A 14,597-nucleotide genomic window follows, 5' to 3' on the forward strand; every position below is an offset into this window, starting at 1 on the left:
CACCGCGGCCAGGGTGGAATCGTCATAGACCCCGCTGGCGCGTCCCCAGAAATACCCTTTGTCCCGCAATCGCCGCTGCATCTGCTTGACCGCCGGACCACGGTCGCCGGTCCGGCGACCGTCCTGCGGCCCGGCGACCGTGGTCCGGCGGTCAAGCAGATGCAGCGGCGATTGCGGGACAAAGGGTATTTCTGGGGACGCGCCAGCGGGGTCTATGACGATTCCACCCTGGCCGCGGTGTGGGGGTTCCAGAAGAGCCAGGGAATGCCGCCGCGCAACGTGGCGGACGCCAAGGTGCTGCGCCTGCTGGAGCACCCCAGGAGAATGCGCCCGCTGGTGCCGGGCGGCGCCCGCGACCGGGTCGAGATCGACCTGCGCCGCCAGCTCCTCGCCGTTTACCGCGACCGGCGGCCGGTGCTGATCTCCCATGTGTCGAGCGGCGCCGGGGTGCGCTTCTGCGAAGGAGGCCGCTGCCGGGTCGCGCGGACGCCGGAGGGCGACTTCCGGGTCACCAAGCGGGCCCCGGGGTGGACGACGGGGCCGCTCGGGTCGATGTACAACTCGCTGTACTTCGTCGGCGGGGTGGCGATGCACGGGTCGACGAAGGTGCCGCTGCGGCCCGCCTCGCACGGCTGCGTGCGGGTGCCGATGGACACGGCCGACCGGCTCTACCGCCTGGTCGACGTGGGCGAGCCCGTGTACGTGCGGCGCGGCAGGGGGTGACCCGGCCGCCCGGGGGCCGCCCGGGGACCGACGCCGCCCGTGCCGGGTCTCTGCCAGAATGGCCGCATGTATCCAGCCCGCGCCCTCCTCGTCACGGGCACCGTCGGCGCGGGCAAGACCTCGGCGGCTGACGCGCTCGGCGACCTGCTCGCCGACGCCCGCGTCCCCAACGCCGTGCTCGACCTCGACTGGCTGCGCCGCTCGTGGCCGTCGCCGCCCGGCGACCCGTTCAACTCCGCGATGGCCGTGCGCAACATGCGCAGCGTCGCGCGCAACTACCTGGAGGCGGGGGCCGTACGCCTGGTCCTGGCGGGGGTCATCGAGAGCCTGGAGGAGCGGCGGCGCTACCGGGAGGCGCTCGGCGTCGAGCTGACGGTGTGCCGGCTGCGCGTCGAGCCGGCCACGCTCCGGCGGCGGCTCACCCGCCGGCACGACGACGACGAGGCGCGGCTGCGCTGGCATCTGGCCCGTTCGGGGGAGCTCGACGGCATCCTGGACGAGGCCGGGGTCGAGGACGTGACGGTGCACGTGGCGGACGACTCACCGGCGCAGGTGGCCGCCGCCGTCCTGACGGCCACCGGCTGGGCCCCCTGACCGAAGCCCCTCGGCCGCTCAGGGGCGTGCCCGCTCGCGGGTGTGCCCGTCACGTGAGGAGGGGGCGCACCTCTTCGGCGGTGAAGCGGACGAAGCCGGCGGGGTCGGGCTCGTCGGAGGTGGGCTGGAGGATCACCGTGTCGGCCCCGGCCTCGGCGAGACGGGCGGCGGCCTCGGCGACGGCCCCGGCCGGGCACGCGGCGCCGTACTCGGGCTTGCCGCTGAGGGAGATCTCGGCCTTCAGGCGCGCGGGACCGTCGGGGCCCGTGGCGGCGTGCAGGTAGCAGACGAGCTCGTGGCGGTCGTCGCGCCCGGCGGCCGCCCGGCCCTCGTCGATGAGCCGGCGCGCCCGCCGTACGTCGTCCGGCGAGGTGCCGGCGACGATCACGGTGCCGTCGGCGGCCTCGCCCGACAGGCGCAGGGTGCGCGGCCCGGTGGCGCCGGCGAGCACCGGCGGCGGCGGGGCGGGCGGCCAGGCGAGGGCGACGTCGTCGAGCCGCACGTAACGCCCCTGCGTGGTGACGCGCTCGCCGCGCAGCAGCGCCCGCGTGGCCGCCAGGTGCTCGCGCAGCAGGGTGAGCGGCGACTCCACGCGCGCGCCCGTCTGCCCCATCCAGCTCTGGACGCCGTGGCCGAGCGCGAGCACGGCCCGGCCGGGGAACATCCGGTGCAGGGCCGCCGCCTCCATCGCGGCCAGCGCGGCGTTGCGCAGCGGGACGGGAAGCAGCCCGACGCCGACGCGCAGGTTCCGGGTCCAGGCGAGGGCGGCCGAGGCGGTGGAGACGCCGCCCTCGAAGAAGCAGTCCTCCCACAGCCACAGCTGTTCCAGCCCGGCGTCGTCGGCCGCCTGGGCGACCTCGCGGAGCCGTTCGGGCGGGAGCTGGGGCCGGAACACGGCGCCGAGTGCGGTCATGTGATCCTTTCTACCGGTCCGTCCCGGCTCAGGCGAGCCCCGTGTCGCGTTCGACGACGGTGAAGCGGTCGGCCACCAGGCCGACGGTGGCGCCGGTGGTGAGGGGCCCGCGGTGCTCGAAGGCCACCTGCTCGCCGCCGGGCAGCTCGGCGACCGACTCGCGGCTGGACCCCTGGAAGCTGCTGCGCACCACGGTGCCGGTGAGCTGGGCGTGCTCGTCGACGAGCCGCAGGTCCTCCGGTCGCAGGGCGACGTTCACGACGGCGCCGGGGGCGCCGGCGGGCCGGCCGAGGTTCACCGTGGCGCCGCCGCCGAGCGCGAGCCCGCCGTCGCCGGTGACCTTGCCCTTGAGCAGGGTGACGGTGCCGACGAACGAGGCGACGAAGGTGGTCTCCGGCCGGTCGTAGATGTCCTCGGGGGCGCCGATCTGCTCGATGCGGCCGCCGTTCATGACGGCGACCAGGTCGGAGATCTCCAGCGCCTCGTCCTGGTCGTGGGTGACGTAGACGGCGGTGATGCCCGTCTCCTGCTGGATGCGGCGGATCTCCCTGCGCATCTCGACCCGCAGCTTGGCGTCCAGGTTGGACAGCGGCTCGTCCATGAGCAGCACGTCGGGCTCCAGGGCGAGCGCACGGGCCAGGGCGACGCGCTGCTGCTGGCCGCCGGACAGCTGGCCGGGCCTGCGCTGCTCGCGGCCGGTCAGCCCGACCATGGCCAGCCCGGCGGCCACCTTCGCGGCGACCTCCTCCTTGGGCAGCTTGCGCAGGCGCAGCCCGTACGCGACGTTCTCGGCGACGGTCATGTGCGGCCAGAGCGCGTAGCTCTGGAAGACGAACCCGATGCGGCGCTTCCACACCGGCACCTTGGCCAGGTCGCGCTCGCCGAACCGGACGCTGCCGGTGTCGGCCGTCTCGAACCCGGCGACGATGCGCAGCAGCGTCGTCTTGCCGCAGCCGGACGCGCCGAGCAGCGTGACCAGCCGCCCGGACGGCACCCGCAGGTCGACCGACTCCAGGGCGGTCGTCTCGCCGAAGGTCTTGGAGACGCCCTCGATGCTGATGTCCATCAGATGCTCCGGATGTTGTAGCGGCGGCGCAGCAGGTAGAGGGGCACGTAGACGGAGACGAGCAGCACCGTGGTCATGGCCGAGGCGACGCCGAACGGGCTGCCCGGCTGCATCGCGTTGGTGAAGATCACCACGGTCATGGTCACCCACGGCACCGCGTACAGCATGACGGTGGCCGACAGCTCGGTGATCATCTGCAGGAAGCCGACGGTGCCGCCGGAGATGACGGCGGGCCTGATGATCGGCACGACGATGTCGCGGAAGCTGCGCCGGGGCGGTGCCCCGACGCTCATCGCGGCCTCCTCCAGCGACGGGTGCACCTGGCCGAGCGCGGTCTCGATCGACTTCATCACGTACGGGAGCCGCCGGATGAAGTAGGCGACCACGATGATCAGCGCGGTGCCGGTGAGGATGACCGGCAGGTGGTTGAACGCCAGGATGAACCCGATGGCGAACACGGTGCCGGGCAGGATGTACGGGACCATGACGAGGTTGTTCAGCAGCGGGCCGGAGATCCGGAAGCGCTTGCGGGCCACGATGTAGGCCACGACCACGCCCATGACGAGCGCGAGCAGGCAGGCGATGCCGGCGAAGACGAAGCTGAGCACGATCGGCTGCAGCGACTCCTCGAACAGCCGCCGGTAGTTGTCCAGCGTCGGCTCCCACTGCAGGATGCCGGACTGCCAGCGCAGGAAGCTGGTGAGGACGACCACGAGGTGCGGCACGAAGCCGAGCAGCAGCGCCGTCCAGATCCCGGCCAGCGTGAGCGCCTTGGGCGCGCCGCGCAGTTCGCGCAGCGGCTGCTCCCGCCCGCCCGTCACCGCGAACGAGCGCCGCGCGACGACCCGGCGCTGCACGACCAGCGCCAGCCCGGACACCAGCACCATCATGATGCTGGCCGTGGCCGCGACGCCGGGGCTGGCGGCCACCTCGGACATGAAGTTCTGGTAGACCACGACCGGCAGCATCTGGTAGCCGCCGCCGATGAGCATGGGCGTGCCGAAGTCGGCGAAGATCCGCATCCCGGCCAGGTAGCAGCCGGTGACGATCGCGGGCACGGCCAGCGGCAGCGTCACCTTCCAGTGCGCCCGCCACGGCCCGGAGCCGACCGACAGCGCGGCCTCCTCCAGCGCCGGGTCGACCGCCCGGAACGCGTCGTACACCATCAGGAAGATCAGCGCGAAGGTGAACCAGACGCCCACCCAGATGATGCCGCCCACGCCGAGGATCGAGTCGAACGGCAGCGGCAGGCCCGCCTCGCGGGCCGCCTTGGTGATGATGCCGCCGCTGCCGAGCAGCAGCAGCCACGCGTACGCGCCGAGGAACGGCGGCGAGGTCGTGGCCATCGTCAGCAGCGTGAGCACGGCCTCCCGGCCGGGCACCCGGTAGCGGGCCATGACGAACGCGAACGGCACCGCCACCAGCGCCGCCCCGGCCCCGACGGCGAGGCTGACGACGACGCTGTGCACCAGCGGCGTGGTGAACCTGTCGTCGGAGACGAACGCGGCGAACCTGTCGAGGGTGAACTCGCCCGAGTCGGAGGTGAAGGCGGCCGTGACGATCCACAGCTGCGGGTAGACGATGAAGATCAGCAGGACGAGCAGGGCGGCCAGTCCGGCCAGCCGCCAGGGGTCACGCCAGTTCGTCCGGGAAGCTCCGGCCATCAGCCCGCGCTCTTGACCGCGTCGTCGAACTTGGCCAGGATCTCGTCCTTCTGCTCCGAGGCCCACTTCTCGTCCACGCCGGCTCGCTTGAGCTGCTCGACCGGCGGCAGCCCGGCCGGCGCGGACACGTCGGCGCGCGAGGAGCGGCGCTGCACCTCGTCGACCATCGTCTGCTGGGCCTCCTTCGACATCAGGAAGTCCACGAACGTCTTGGCCGCCTCCTGGTGCTTGGCGCCCTTGATGATCCCGGCGGAGCCGATCTGGCTGGACACGCCGTCGGTCGGGTAGATCAGCTTGATCTTCGCGCCCGCCTCGATCCACTTGGCGCCCAGGTCCTCGTTGATGAACGAGGTGCCGACCTCGCCGTCCTTGACCATGTTGAACATGGCCGTGGAGCCGTCGAGCATGCGGGCGTTCTTCGCGAACCGGGTCACGTACTCCCAGTCGTGCAGCGTCACCATGGTGGTCAGCAGGCTGTAGGAGGTGCCGGACGACTTCGGGGTGGCGAAGGCGATCTCGCCGCCCGGGTAGTCCGGCTTCGCCAGGTCCGCGAACGTCTTCGGGTGCCCGGCCGCGTCGGGGAACTTGTCGGTGTTCACGGCGATCGCCTGGAACAGCAGGTCGGTGGCGTGCCAGATGTGGTTCGGGTCCTTGGCCACGGTCGAGGCGTCGTTGGGCAGTTCGGCGGCGGCGATCAGGTCGGCGTTGGCCGAGTACAGCTCGGACGAGCCGCCCCAGATGACGTCGCCCAGCGGGCGGTCCTTCTCGGCCCTGACCTGGGCGAACGCCTCACCGGTGCCCGGCAGGCTGATCTTGTTGACGGTGATGTCCGGGTGGGTGGCCTTGAACTTGGCCAGGATCGGGTCCGTGACCTCCGGCCCGCTGACGGAGTAGAGCGTGAGCGAGTTCGCGTCGCCCTGGCCGCCGCCCGCGTCGTTGTTGGTCAGCACACCCGAGCAGCCCGCCAGGGCCAGCGTGACCGCGCCGAGCATGATCCCGTACCGCATGGTTGTGTCTCCTGATCCGAGGGGGGTTTCAGCTGATCCAGACCGGGTTGCCGGCTGCCCGCAGCGAGCTGTGGTCCCGCATGGAGCTGGCCCAGAAGCGGGGGTCGTGCCTGCCGGGGTCGGCGTGCGCCTCGGCCCGGTAGTAGCCGGGCCGGTCGATCACGTCCTCGACGGTGATCCGCTGCCACTCCCCCGGCCGGTCCGCGGCCGGGACCACGCCGACGATCAGCCCGTCACGCAGCACGAACACCACGACCGGCTCGTCCGCCCGCACGTCCACCTCGACGCGCACCCGGCCGCGCCCGGTGCTCGACCCCATCGGCGCGCCGTCCACGCGCATGTCGAGGTCGGCGCCGCGCCACACGGCCACCCGCCCGGCGCGCAGGCCCGCCACGATCCCGGCCTCGCTCGCCTCCCCGGCGTGCACCACCGTGACCACCTGGCCGAGCGCCTGGCCGGGGTCGTGCGGATCGTGACAGTCGCTGCCCGCCACGCCGATCACCCGGTGCCCGGCGGTGAGCAGCCGGTCCCACAGGCCGATCTGCGCGTCGTTGTTGGCGCCCTGCTGCAGGTGGGCGATCTCGATGAGATCGATCCGGTCCCACGGCGTGTCGAAGCGCCGCCACGCCTGGTCGCCGCTGAAGGCGTGGTTGACGCACAGCAGGCCGCCCTGCGCGTGCACGTCGTCGGCCACCTGCGTCATCGTGTGCTCGGGGCGGTCCACGTAGGTGTCGACCCAGCGCGACAGGCCGTGCAGGTTCGCGTGGCCCCGGTGGCTGGTGAGCTCCATCGAGCGCAGCAGCACGATGCCGCCGGTGTCGTCGTGGGCATCCAGATCGTGCCAGTGGGCTGAGGTGAAGTGGTCGGTGATGGCCAGGAAGTCCAGGCGGGCGTCGCGGGCGGCCTTCACCAGGTCGGCGACGGGCCGCCTGCCGTCGGAGTGGTGCGAATGGCTGTGCAGCTCGCCCCGGTACCAGCCGCCGGCCGCCTTCACCGCCCGGCGTGCCCTCGGCCCCGCCACCACCGGCGTCGCGCCTGTCGCCGTGCGCGCCGCCTCGCCGGCCCGCCCGTCCGCCGTACGCGCCCGTACCGTCAGGGTGTACGGCGCGGCCTGTTTGTGGCGGTCGAGATCGAGCCGTACGGTCCACCGGCCCGGCGGGATCGGGCCCGGCACGCATCCCGGCGTCGCCTCGTCGTGCCCCACCCGGATGACCAGCCGCCTCGGCCCCGGCCCGCCGGGGCACTGCACGTGCCCGCGGAACGTGCCGTCGGGCTCCAGGAGCACCGCGTAGATCTGGACGACGTCCATGATCTTGTCGTATTCGAGCACCAGCTCCAGCTCACCGGCCCCCTCGGGGACGTCCAGCGGGTGGTGCAGGTAGTGCAGGTCCAACGCGGGCTCGGGCAGGTGGGTGGCCACCGTGAGCAGCTCGATCTCCCCGATCATGGTGCCGCCGGACTCCCGTCTGTCTTGCCGATCAGTGACAGCTTTCTATCCGGGAGATGAACGACGTGTCAACGTTTGTTAAGACATTAGGTGAATCTGTCGTATGGTCTCTGGTCTGTCCGAAACGTTGCCGATCAGGGGTTTCAGGCCGATCGTGGGAGATACGGTCCTCGGGGGCCGCCCCTCAGCTGCTTGGCGTCAGCGTGACGATGACCAGCGTTTCCGTCTCGGCGGATGTGTCGCGGAGCGAGGCTCCGAACCGGTTCTTGTCCAGCAGCTTCCAGCCGCGTCCGGTGAGCAGGCCGGCGGTCCTGTCGATCGTCTGGCCGGCACGCGCGCTCGCGACGTCGAGGACGAGCGTGTGGACGATCGACGTGCTGTCGCCTCCGCTGATGTCCTCACTCGACGCGTAGCTGCCCTCCGCCCGCACGACGCCGATGGCACGCACCTGGTCGACCGTGGCGGGGGGCACCCGGTGGACGGGCGCCGGGGACAGGCCGCCGCGGAGGACGAAGAGGGCCGCTCCGGCCAGCGCGACGCCGGCGAGAAGCCCCGCCAGGAGCGCGATCGGCCACGGGCGTCTCACAGCCAGCCCCGGCGGGTCGCTTCCATGGCCACCTGGAAGCGGGTCTGGGCGCCCAGCCGCCGCATCAGCTTGGTGATGTGCCGTTGCACGGTGCGTTCGCTCCAGCCCAGCGCCCGGCCGGCCGCCTTGTCCGTCGCCCCCGACGCCAGCAGCGTGAGCAGCCGCGCCTCGTCCGCCGGCACCTCCGCCGCCTCGGGCTCGCTGAGCCGCACCGGCATGCTGCGCTCCCACGTCGCCTCGAACAGCGCCACCAGCGCGTCCAGCAGCGGCGAGGGGTGGATCAGGTAGGACGCGCTCACGGCGTCGTCACCGGCCCGGAGCAGCGGGATGATCGCCAGCCGGTCGTCGGAGATCCCCAGCTTCATCGGCAGGTCCCCGGCGATCCTGGCCTGCTCGCCGTGGCGCATCCCGGCGGTCACGTCGTCCAGCCAGCCGGGCAGCTCCAGCACCGACGTGTCGTAGATGACGCGATATTTCACCCCACGCTTCAGCAGGTTCAGCTCGATCGGGTTCGACTCCGTGTGCTCCTGCGGGGCCGCGTAGGGCGGGCGGTCGAAGCCGCGCATCTGGAAGCGGGTGTTCTGCTGCATCTGGACCCACCGGTGGTTCACCTCGTCCCGTCCCGAGACGACCTCGATGAGCTCGCCGGGATGGGCGAAGCGAGTGTTCGCGCGGTAGATGTCCATCAGTGAGCGGACGTGTGACCGTACGTCCTGGAGGGTGCGCTCGCGCTCGCGGACGATGGCCTCCAGGCTGCTGTCCGGCGAGACGGCGACGTAGCGGGCGGGGCGGCCGGTGGAGCGGGTGGCCAGGCCGAGCGCGACCAGCGACTGCAGGATGCGGCGGGCGGCCGAGGGCGGCAGGTGGCAGTCGTGGACGATCTCCGTCGCGGTCGCCTGGGTGCGGCGGACGAGCGCGTCGTAGACCGCCTCGTCCTGAGGGCTCAGGCCGATCGCCTCCAGCATCCGCGCCTCCCGCAGGGTGTCATGATCCTGCCATGTGGCAGAAACTCGCCGCCATCACAGCTTGTCAGGAAATATCGGCGGATGTCAGCGTTCAACGGCACCAGTGGCCTCATCAGCCACACAGAACGAAGGAGTCATGTCATGCCGTTGTCCGGGCCGCGCTTGTTAGCGGCCGTCACGCTGGCGCTCGGCCTGGCCGTCACCCTCCCCGCGAACCCCGCGGCAGCCGCCGGCGACGGGACGCACCCGAAGATCGACAGCAAGCTGACCGGCCAGATGCGGGCCGCGGGCGCGCGGGTCGAGGCGGCCGTCGTGCTGAAGTCCCGGCCCGCCGCCGCCCAGCCCGCCGCCGCGCTGGCCAGGGCCGCCGAGGCGATCCAGGACCCGGTGACCGGGCTGGTCGAGTCGCGCGGCGACCAGGTGGTCAACACCTTCTGGATCAAGAACATGGTCCTGGTACGCGCCACGCCCGCGACGCTGGAGGCCCTGGCCGGGCTGGACCTGGTCGACCGGATCATCCCCAACTTCACGGTCACCGTGCCCAGGACCGAGCGGGCCGCCAACGCGAAGGCCGCGGCGGGGTCCACCTGGGGCCTCGCCAAGATCGGCGCGGACAGGGCGCAGGACGAGCGCGGCCTCACCGGTGACGGCGTGCGGGTGGCGGTACTCGACACCGGCATCGACATCACGCACCCGGACCTGGCCGGGAAGCTGGTGACCGCGGACCAGGCGGACGCGTCGTACCCCGGCGGGTGGATCGAGTTCGGCCCGGACGGCAAGCCGGTGCCGAGCGCACCGCACGACAGCGCCTACCACGGCACGCACGTGGCGGGCACGGTCGCCGGCGGGGACGCCTCCGGCACGCGGATCGGCGTGGCGCCCGGCGCCGAGCTGATGGGCGGCCTGGTCATCCCCGGCGGGTCGGGCACGCTCGCCCAGGTGCTGGCGGGCATGGAATGGGCGCTCGCGCCGTACGCGGCGGACGGGAGCCCGGCGGGCGAGCCCGCCGACGTGATCAGCATGTCGCTGGGCGCCGAGGGCTACTCCGACCAGTTCATCGAGCCGGTCAGGAACATCCTGGCCGCTGGAGCGTTCCCATCGTTCGCGATCGGCAACGAGTGCGCGCCGGGCGGCTCGGCCGGTCCCGGCAACGTGTACGAGGCGGTCTCGGTGGGCGCCACGGACGCCGGCGACGACGTGCCGGACTTCTCCTGCGGCGGCACGGTGAACCGGACCGACTGGCTCGACGCCCCCGCCGACTGGCCGGACACGTACGTGGTCCCGGACCTGTCGGCGCCCGGCGTCGCGGTGCTGTCGGCGGTGCCCGGCGGCCGGTACGAGACGCTGAGCGGCACGTCCATGGCGACGCCGCACGTGTCGGGCGCGGTCGCGCTGATGAAGCAGGCCAGGCCCGGGCTGACCCCGGCCGGGGCGCTGGAGATCCTCACGGGCACGGCGGTGCGCGACGAGCGGTACGGGCCGCTGCCGAACGCGCGGCACGGCGCGGGCCGGATCGACGCCGCCTCGGCCGTCGCGGAGGCGGCGCTGACGAGCGGCGTGCGCGGCACGGTGACGGACGAGCGCGGCCGCGGGCCGCTGGCCGGGGTGAAGGTGGCCCGCGCGGACGGGCGCACCACGGTGACCGGTGCGGACGGCCGTTTCGAGCTGCGGCTGGCGCCGGGCGAGCACTCCCTGGAGCTGTCCCGGTTCGGTTATGAGACGCGGCGCGTGAGCGTGCGCGTCGAGGCGGATCGGCTCGGCGAGCGCCGGATCGAGCTGGAGCGCACCCGCTGGGGCACGGTCAAGGGCACGGTGACGTACGGCCCGACCGGCTCGCGGGTGCCGGGCGCGACGGTCAGGGTGCTGGACGTGCCCGACTCCCTCACCGCCGTGACCGACCGCCACGGCCGCTACACGATCCGGGACGTGCCGGAGGGCGACCACCGGGTCTCCGCCTCGGCTCCCGGCGTCTCCCGGTCGGGTCCCGTACAGGTGCGTCGCGGGCGCGCGGACGTGGCTCTGCCGCGCACGCCGGACACCGACCGGGTCTCGCTGGCGACGGAGGGCCACCAGGGCGACAGCGACGCGTGGTGGCCGGAGCTGAGCGGCGACGGCGGCACGGTGACGTTCGCCGGGTTCGCCTCGAACTTCGTCGGCGGCGACACCAACAACGATCTGGACGTGTTCGTCACCGACCTGCGCACCCGGCAGACGTCGCGGGTGTCGGTGTCGTCGTCCGGCGAGCAGGCCGACGGCTTCTCGCTGTCCCCGACGATCAGCCACGACGGCCGCTACATCGGCTTCGGCAGCGGCGCGACGAACCTGGTGGCGGGGGACACCAACGGCCAGACGGACGCGTTCGTGCACGACCGGCGGACCGGGACGACCGAGCGCGTCTCGGTGTCGTCGCAGGGCGTGGCCGGGGACGGGATCTCCGGCTCGCCCGAGCTGACCGGCGACGGCCGCTACGCGGTCTTCATCAGCGACGCCACGAACCTGGTGCCGGGCGACACCAACGGCCGCGCCGACATCTTCCTGCGCGATCGGCAGAACGGGACGACCGAGCGCCTGTCGGTGGCCCAGGACGGCACGCAGGGCGACAACCAGTCGCGTGAGCCGTCGATCAGCGGCGACGGCCGGTACGTGGCCTTCCAGAGCGACGCCACGAACCTGGTGCCGGACGACGGCAACGGCCTGACCGACGTCTTCGTCCGCGACCTGCGGGAGGGGACGCTCAAGCGGATCGCCGGGCCGCACCCGGCGGAGAGCCGCGGACCGGTGATCAGCTCCGGCGGCGGGACGCTGGTGTTCACCAACGGCGTCGGCCTCGGCCAGATCTACGCGCAGGACCTCGCGACGGGCGAGAACCGGCTGGTGTCGGCGGACGCCGGCGGCGGCGCATCGGACGGCATCTCCTACGCGCCCTCGATCAGCGCCGACGGCCGGTACGTCGCCTTCCAGAGCAGCGGCGCCGCCCTGGTGGAGGGCGACACCAACAACGGCTACGACGTGTTCGTCCGCGACCTGGAGGCCGGCACCACCGAGCGGGTCTCCACCGGGGCCCAGGGGGCGCAGGGCGACGGCTGGTCGGAGCTGCCGTCGATCAGCGCCGACGGCCGCCACGTCGCCTTCCAGAGCCAGGCGGCGAACCTCGTGGACGGCGACACCAACCGCCAGGACGACGTCTTCGTGCACGACCGGGTGGCCGGGCCCGAGGCGGTGTTCGCGCTGAGCGACCTGGAGGTCGGTCCTGAGGTCGCCCGGCCGGGCCGCCGGGTGCGGATCGAGGCGCGGGTCACGAACGTCGGCGAGCTGGCCGGCTCCTACGACGCGGAGCTGCGCGTCGGCGGCGAGGTGGACCAGCGGCGGGCCGTCCGGCTCGGCGCGGGCCGGTCCGGGCGGGTCACGTTCGAGGTGCGGCGCGAGGCCGCCGGTACGTACGCGGTCGAGCTCGGGCCGCTGACCGGGCAGTTCGTGATCAGGGGGTGAAAAACCCGTCGAACGAGGCCGGGGCCGGGTGGTATGCGTGTGCGGGTGGACATCTACCTGCGGACCGACCGCCTGGCCCTGCGCCGTTTCACCGAAGCCGACGCCGATCTCCTGGACGAGCTGCACAACGACCCCGAGGTCATGCGTTTCCTCAACGGCGGCAAGCCGACGCCGCGCGAAGAGATCGTCGGAAAGACGCTGCCCAGGTTCGTCGCCGAAGGGTTCTACGCCGCCTTCGACGGCGCCACGTTCATCGGCTGGTTCCATCTGCGCGGTCCGGTGGAGGAGCCGGAGCTGGGCTACCGGCTGCACAGGGCCGCCTGGGGCAAGGGGTACGCGACCGAGGGCTCGCTCGCGCTCATCGACCGCGCGTTCGCCCTCGGCGCCCGGCGTGTGTACGCCCAGACGATGACGGTCAACACCGGCTCCCGGCGCGTCATGGAGAAGTGCGGGATGCGCTTCGTGCGCACGTTCTTCGAGGACTGGCCGGACCTCATCGACGGCTCCGACCAGGGCGAGGTGGAGTACGAGCTGCTCAGGGCGGACTGGGAGGCGCGTTCCTGAACGGCCCGGCCTGGTGCACTGGTCAGACCAGTCGTTAGGGTGCCTCCATGGCATACGAGCGGTTGTTCCGCCTGGACGGGCGGCGTGCGGTGGTCATCGGGGCCGGCAGCGGCATCGGCAGGGAGTCGGCGCTGGCGCTGGCCGCGCACGGCGCGTCGGTGGTGTGCGCCGACCGTGACCTGGCGGCCGCGAGCGCCACGGCGGAGCGGTGCGGCGGCCGGGCCAGGCTGCTCGACGTGCTGGACCCCGCCGCCGTCCGCGACGCCGCCGCCGAGCAGGACGCCGATGTGCTGGTGTTCACCGCCGCCACGAACGTGCGCAAGCGGATCCTGGACTACACCGGCGAGGACTTCGACCGGGTCGTCGGCCTCAACCTGCGCGCCTCCTTCGACGTGGTACGGGCGTTCGGGGCGGGCATGGTGGAGCGGGGCGGCGGCTCGATCATCGGCTTCGCGTCGATCCGCGCCTCGGTGACGGAGCCGGGCCAGAGCGTCTACTCGGCCACCAAGGCGGGGCTGGTGCAGTTGCTGCGCACCGCCGCCGCCGAGTTCGGGCCGTACGGCGTGCGGGTGAACGCGATCGCGCCCGGCGTCGTGGAGACGCCGCTGACCAGGCAGATCAAGGACAACCCCGCCTGGTACGCCGCGTACGCGGCCAAGTCGGCGCTGGGCCGGTGGGCCGCCGCCGAGGAGATGGCCGGCGCGGTCGTCTATCTGGCGAGCGACGCGGCGAGCTTCGTCACCGGCTCCGTCCTGTACGTGGACGGCGGCTGGACGGCCGTCGACGGCCGCTTCGAACCGCCGAACTAGCCGGATCGGCGGCCCTCGTCCGGGTTCCGCCGGGTGGCAGAGTGGGTGCATGCGCATCGGGGTGCTCGGGCCGCTGGAGGTGGTGGCCGACGGCAGGGCCGTGGACGTCGGCGGGTTCCGGCTGCGGGCGCTGCTGATCCGGCTGGCGCTCGACGCGGGGAGCGTGGTGCCGGCGCGGGCGCTGGCCCGGGCGCTGTGGCCCGACGAGGGGCCGGACAATCCGGGACCGGCGCTGCACTCGCTCGTGTCACGGCTGCGCCGCGCCCTGCCGGGGCGCGGGCTGGTGCGCTCCGAGCCCGCCGGTTACCTGCTGGACGTGTCGCGCGAGGGCGTGGACGTGGCGCGGTTCGAGCGGCTGGCGCGCGAGGGGCAGCGCGCCCTGCGGGCGGGGCGGCCGGAGGCGGCGCTGCCGTCCCTGGACGGCGCTCTCGGACTGTGGCGCGGTGAGCCCCTGGCCGACGTGGCCGTCCTCCCGTTCGCCGCCTCCGCCGCCGTACGCCTGGAGGAGCTGCGGCTGGGCGCGGCCGAGGACCGGATCGAGGCGGGGCTCGCCACGGGACGCCGGCCGCCCGGCGCGGTGGCGGAGCTGGAGCAGCTCGTCGCGGCGCACCCGCTGCGCGAGCGCCTGCGCGACCTGCTCATGCGCACGCTGGCCGCGCACGGCAGGCAGGCGGAGGCGCTGGCAGCGTTCGAGGCGTACCGGAAGCTGCTGGCCGCCGAGCTCGGCACCGGCCCCGGCCCGCACCTGCGCGAACTGCACCTGACCCTGC

Annotated in this window: 13 protein-coding genes; 6 read left to right on the forward strand and 7 right to left on the reverse strand. The window is 73.0% G+C overall.

What is annotated here, in order from left to right; translation table 11 throughout:
* The first annotated feature begins 123 nt into the window (after positions 1-123).
* Both ADY59_RS41705 and ADY59_RS41710 read left to right on the forward strand, forming a co-directional pair.
* On the forward strand, positions 124-723 hold the full coding sequence (locus ADY59_RS41705) for a L,D-transpeptidase family protein (protein ID WP_063780951.1): 600 nt from the start codon (positions 124-126) through the stop codon (positions 721-723).
* Positions 724-789: 66 nt separating this feature from the next.
* The gene (locus ADY59_RS41710) at positions 790-1,317 is read left to right on the forward strand and encodes an AAA family ATPase (RefSeq protein WP_049575064.1); all 528 of its coding nucleotides are present in this window, start codon (positions 790-792) and stop codon (positions 1,315-1,317) included.
* A gap of 49 nt (positions 1,318-1,366) precedes the next feature.
* On the opposite strand, the gene ADY59_RS41715 is transcribed toward ADY59_RS41710, so the two are convergent.
* The 7 genes from ADY59_RS41715 to ADY59_RS41745 form a co-directional block, all read right to left on the reverse strand.
* Positions 1,367-2,230, reverse strand: a complete 864-nt coding sequence (locus ADY59_RS41715; protein ID WP_049575067.1) for an LLM class flavin-dependent oxidoreductase — start codon at positions 2,228-2,230, stop codon at positions 1,367-1,369.
* Between the two features lie 28 nt (positions 2,231-2,258).
* Positions 2,259-3,296, reverse strand: coding sequence for an ABC transporter ATP-binding protein (locus ADY59_RS41720; protein ID WP_053175658.1), 1,038 nt, complete (start codon positions 3,294-3,296; stop codon positions 2,259-2,261).
* Positions 3,296-4,960, reverse strand: coding sequence for an ABC transporter permease (locus tag ADY59_RS41725; protein ID WP_049575068.1), 1,665 nt, complete (start codon positions 4,958-4,960; stop codon positions 3,296-3,298). The genes ADY59_RS41720 and ADY59_RS41725 overlap by 1 nt, the downstream gene beginning before the upstream one ends.
* On the reverse strand, positions 4,960-5,967 hold the full coding sequence (locus ADY59_RS41730) for an extracellular solute-binding protein (RefSeq protein ID WP_049575071.1): 1,008 nt from the start codon (positions 5,965-5,967) through the stop codon (positions 4,960-4,962). The genes ADY59_RS41725 and ADY59_RS41730 overlap by 1 nt, the downstream gene beginning before the upstream one ends.
* Before the next feature lie 28 nt (positions 5,968-5,995).
* Complete coding sequence (locus tag ADY59_RS41735; protein ID WP_049575072.1) at positions 5,996-7,414, reverse strand: CehA/McbA family metallohydrolase; 1,419 nt, start codon at positions 7,412-7,414, stop codon at positions 5,996-5,998.
* Positions 7,415-7,598: 184 nt separating this feature from the next.
* Positions 7,599-8,000: a hypothetical protein gene (locus ADY59_RS41740; protein WP_049575075.1), complete on the reverse strand. Its 402-nt coding sequence runs from the start codon at positions 7,998-8,000 to the stop codon at positions 7,599-7,601.
* Entirely contained in the window at positions 7,997-8,965 is a 969-nt protein-coding gene (locus ADY59_RS41745; RefSeq protein WP_049575078.1) for a helix-turn-helix transcriptional regulator, read from the reverse strand. The genes ADY59_RS41740 and ADY59_RS41745 overlap by 4 nt, the downstream gene beginning before the upstream one ends.
* 141 nt (positions 8,966-9,106) lie before the next feature.
* On the opposite strand from ADY59_RS41745, the gene ADY59_RS47835 reads away from it, so the two are divergent.
* The 4 genes from ADY59_RS47835 to ADY59_RS41765 all read left to right on the forward strand — a co-directional run.
* Positions 9,107-12,454: a S8 family serine peptidase gene (locus ADY59_RS47835; RefSeq protein WP_156326072.1), complete on the forward strand. Its 3,348-nt coding sequence runs from the start codon at positions 9,107-9,109 to the stop codon at positions 12,452-12,454.
* A 33-nt stretch (positions 12,455-12,487) separates the two neighbouring features.
* Complete coding sequence (locus ADY59_RS41755; RefSeq protein ID WP_231619149.1) at positions 12,488-13,018, forward strand: GNAT family N-acetyltransferase; 531 nt, start codon at positions 12,488-12,490, stop codon at positions 13,016-13,018.
* Positions 13,019-13,065: 47 nt separating this feature from the next.
* Positions 13,066-13,827 carry an SDR family NAD(P)-dependent oxidoreductase gene (locus ADY59_RS41760; RefSeq protein WP_049575080.1) on the forward strand — a complete coding sequence of 254 codons (762 nt, stop codon included), beginning with the start codon at positions 13,066-13,068 and terminating at the stop codon, positions 13,825-13,827.
* A 49-nt stretch (positions 13,828-13,876) separates the two neighbouring features.
* Positions 13,877-14,597, forward strand: a 721-nt coding sequence (locus tag ADY59_RS41765) for an AfsR/SARP family transcriptional regulator (RefSeq protein ID WP_049575083.1), incomplete at its 3' end; no start/stop codon positions are given.

Source organism: Nonomuraea sp. SBT364, from assembly GCF_001083785.1.
Taxonomy (GTDB): Bacteria; Actinomycetota; Actinomycetes; order Streptosporangiales; family Streptosporangiaceae; genus Nonomuraea.

Excerpts from the sequence above, each read along its gene's own strand:
- ADY59_RS41710 (WP_049575064.1), top strand. The coding sequence starts at position 790 with ATGTATCCAGCCCGCGCCCTCCTCGTCACGGGCACCGTCGGCGCGGGC.
- ADY59_RS41715 (WP_049575067.1), bottom strand. The coding sequence starts at position 2,230 with ATGACCGCACTCGGCGCCGTGTTCCGGCCCCAGCTCCCGCCCGAACGG.
- ADY59_RS41720 (WP_053175658.1), bottom strand. The coding sequence starts at position 3,296 with ATGGACATCAGCATCGAGGGCGTCTCCAAGACCTTCGGCGAGACGACC.
- ADY59_RS41725 (WP_049575068.1), bottom strand. The coding sequence starts at position 4,960 with ATGGCCGGAGCTTCCCGGACGAACTGGCGTGACCCCTGGCGGCTGGCC.
- ADY59_RS41730 (WP_049575071.1), bottom strand. The coding sequence starts at position 5,967 with ATGCGGTACGGGATCATGCTCGGCGCGGTCACGCTGGCCCTGGCGGGC.
- ADY59_RS41735 (WP_049575072.1), bottom strand. The coding sequence starts at position 7,414 with ATGATCGGGGAGATCGAGCTGCTCACGGTGGCCACCCACCTGCCCGAG.
- ADY59_RS41745 (WP_049575078.1), bottom strand. The coding sequence starts at position 8,965 with ATGCTGGAGGCGATCGGCCTGAGCCCTCAGGACGAGGCGGTCTACGAC.
- ADY59_RS47835 (WP_156326072.1), top strand. The coding sequence starts at position 9,107 with ATGCCGTTGTCCGGGCCGCGCTTGTTAGCGGCCGTCACGCTGGCGCTC.
- ADY59_RS41755 (WP_231619149.1), top strand. The coding sequence starts at position 12,488 with ATGCGTGTGCGGGTGGACATCTACCTGCGGACCGACCGCCTGGCCCTG.
- ADY59_RS41760 (WP_049575080.1), top strand. The coding sequence starts at position 13,066 with ATGGCATACGAGCGGTTGTTCCGCCTGGACGGGCGGCGTGCGGTGGTC.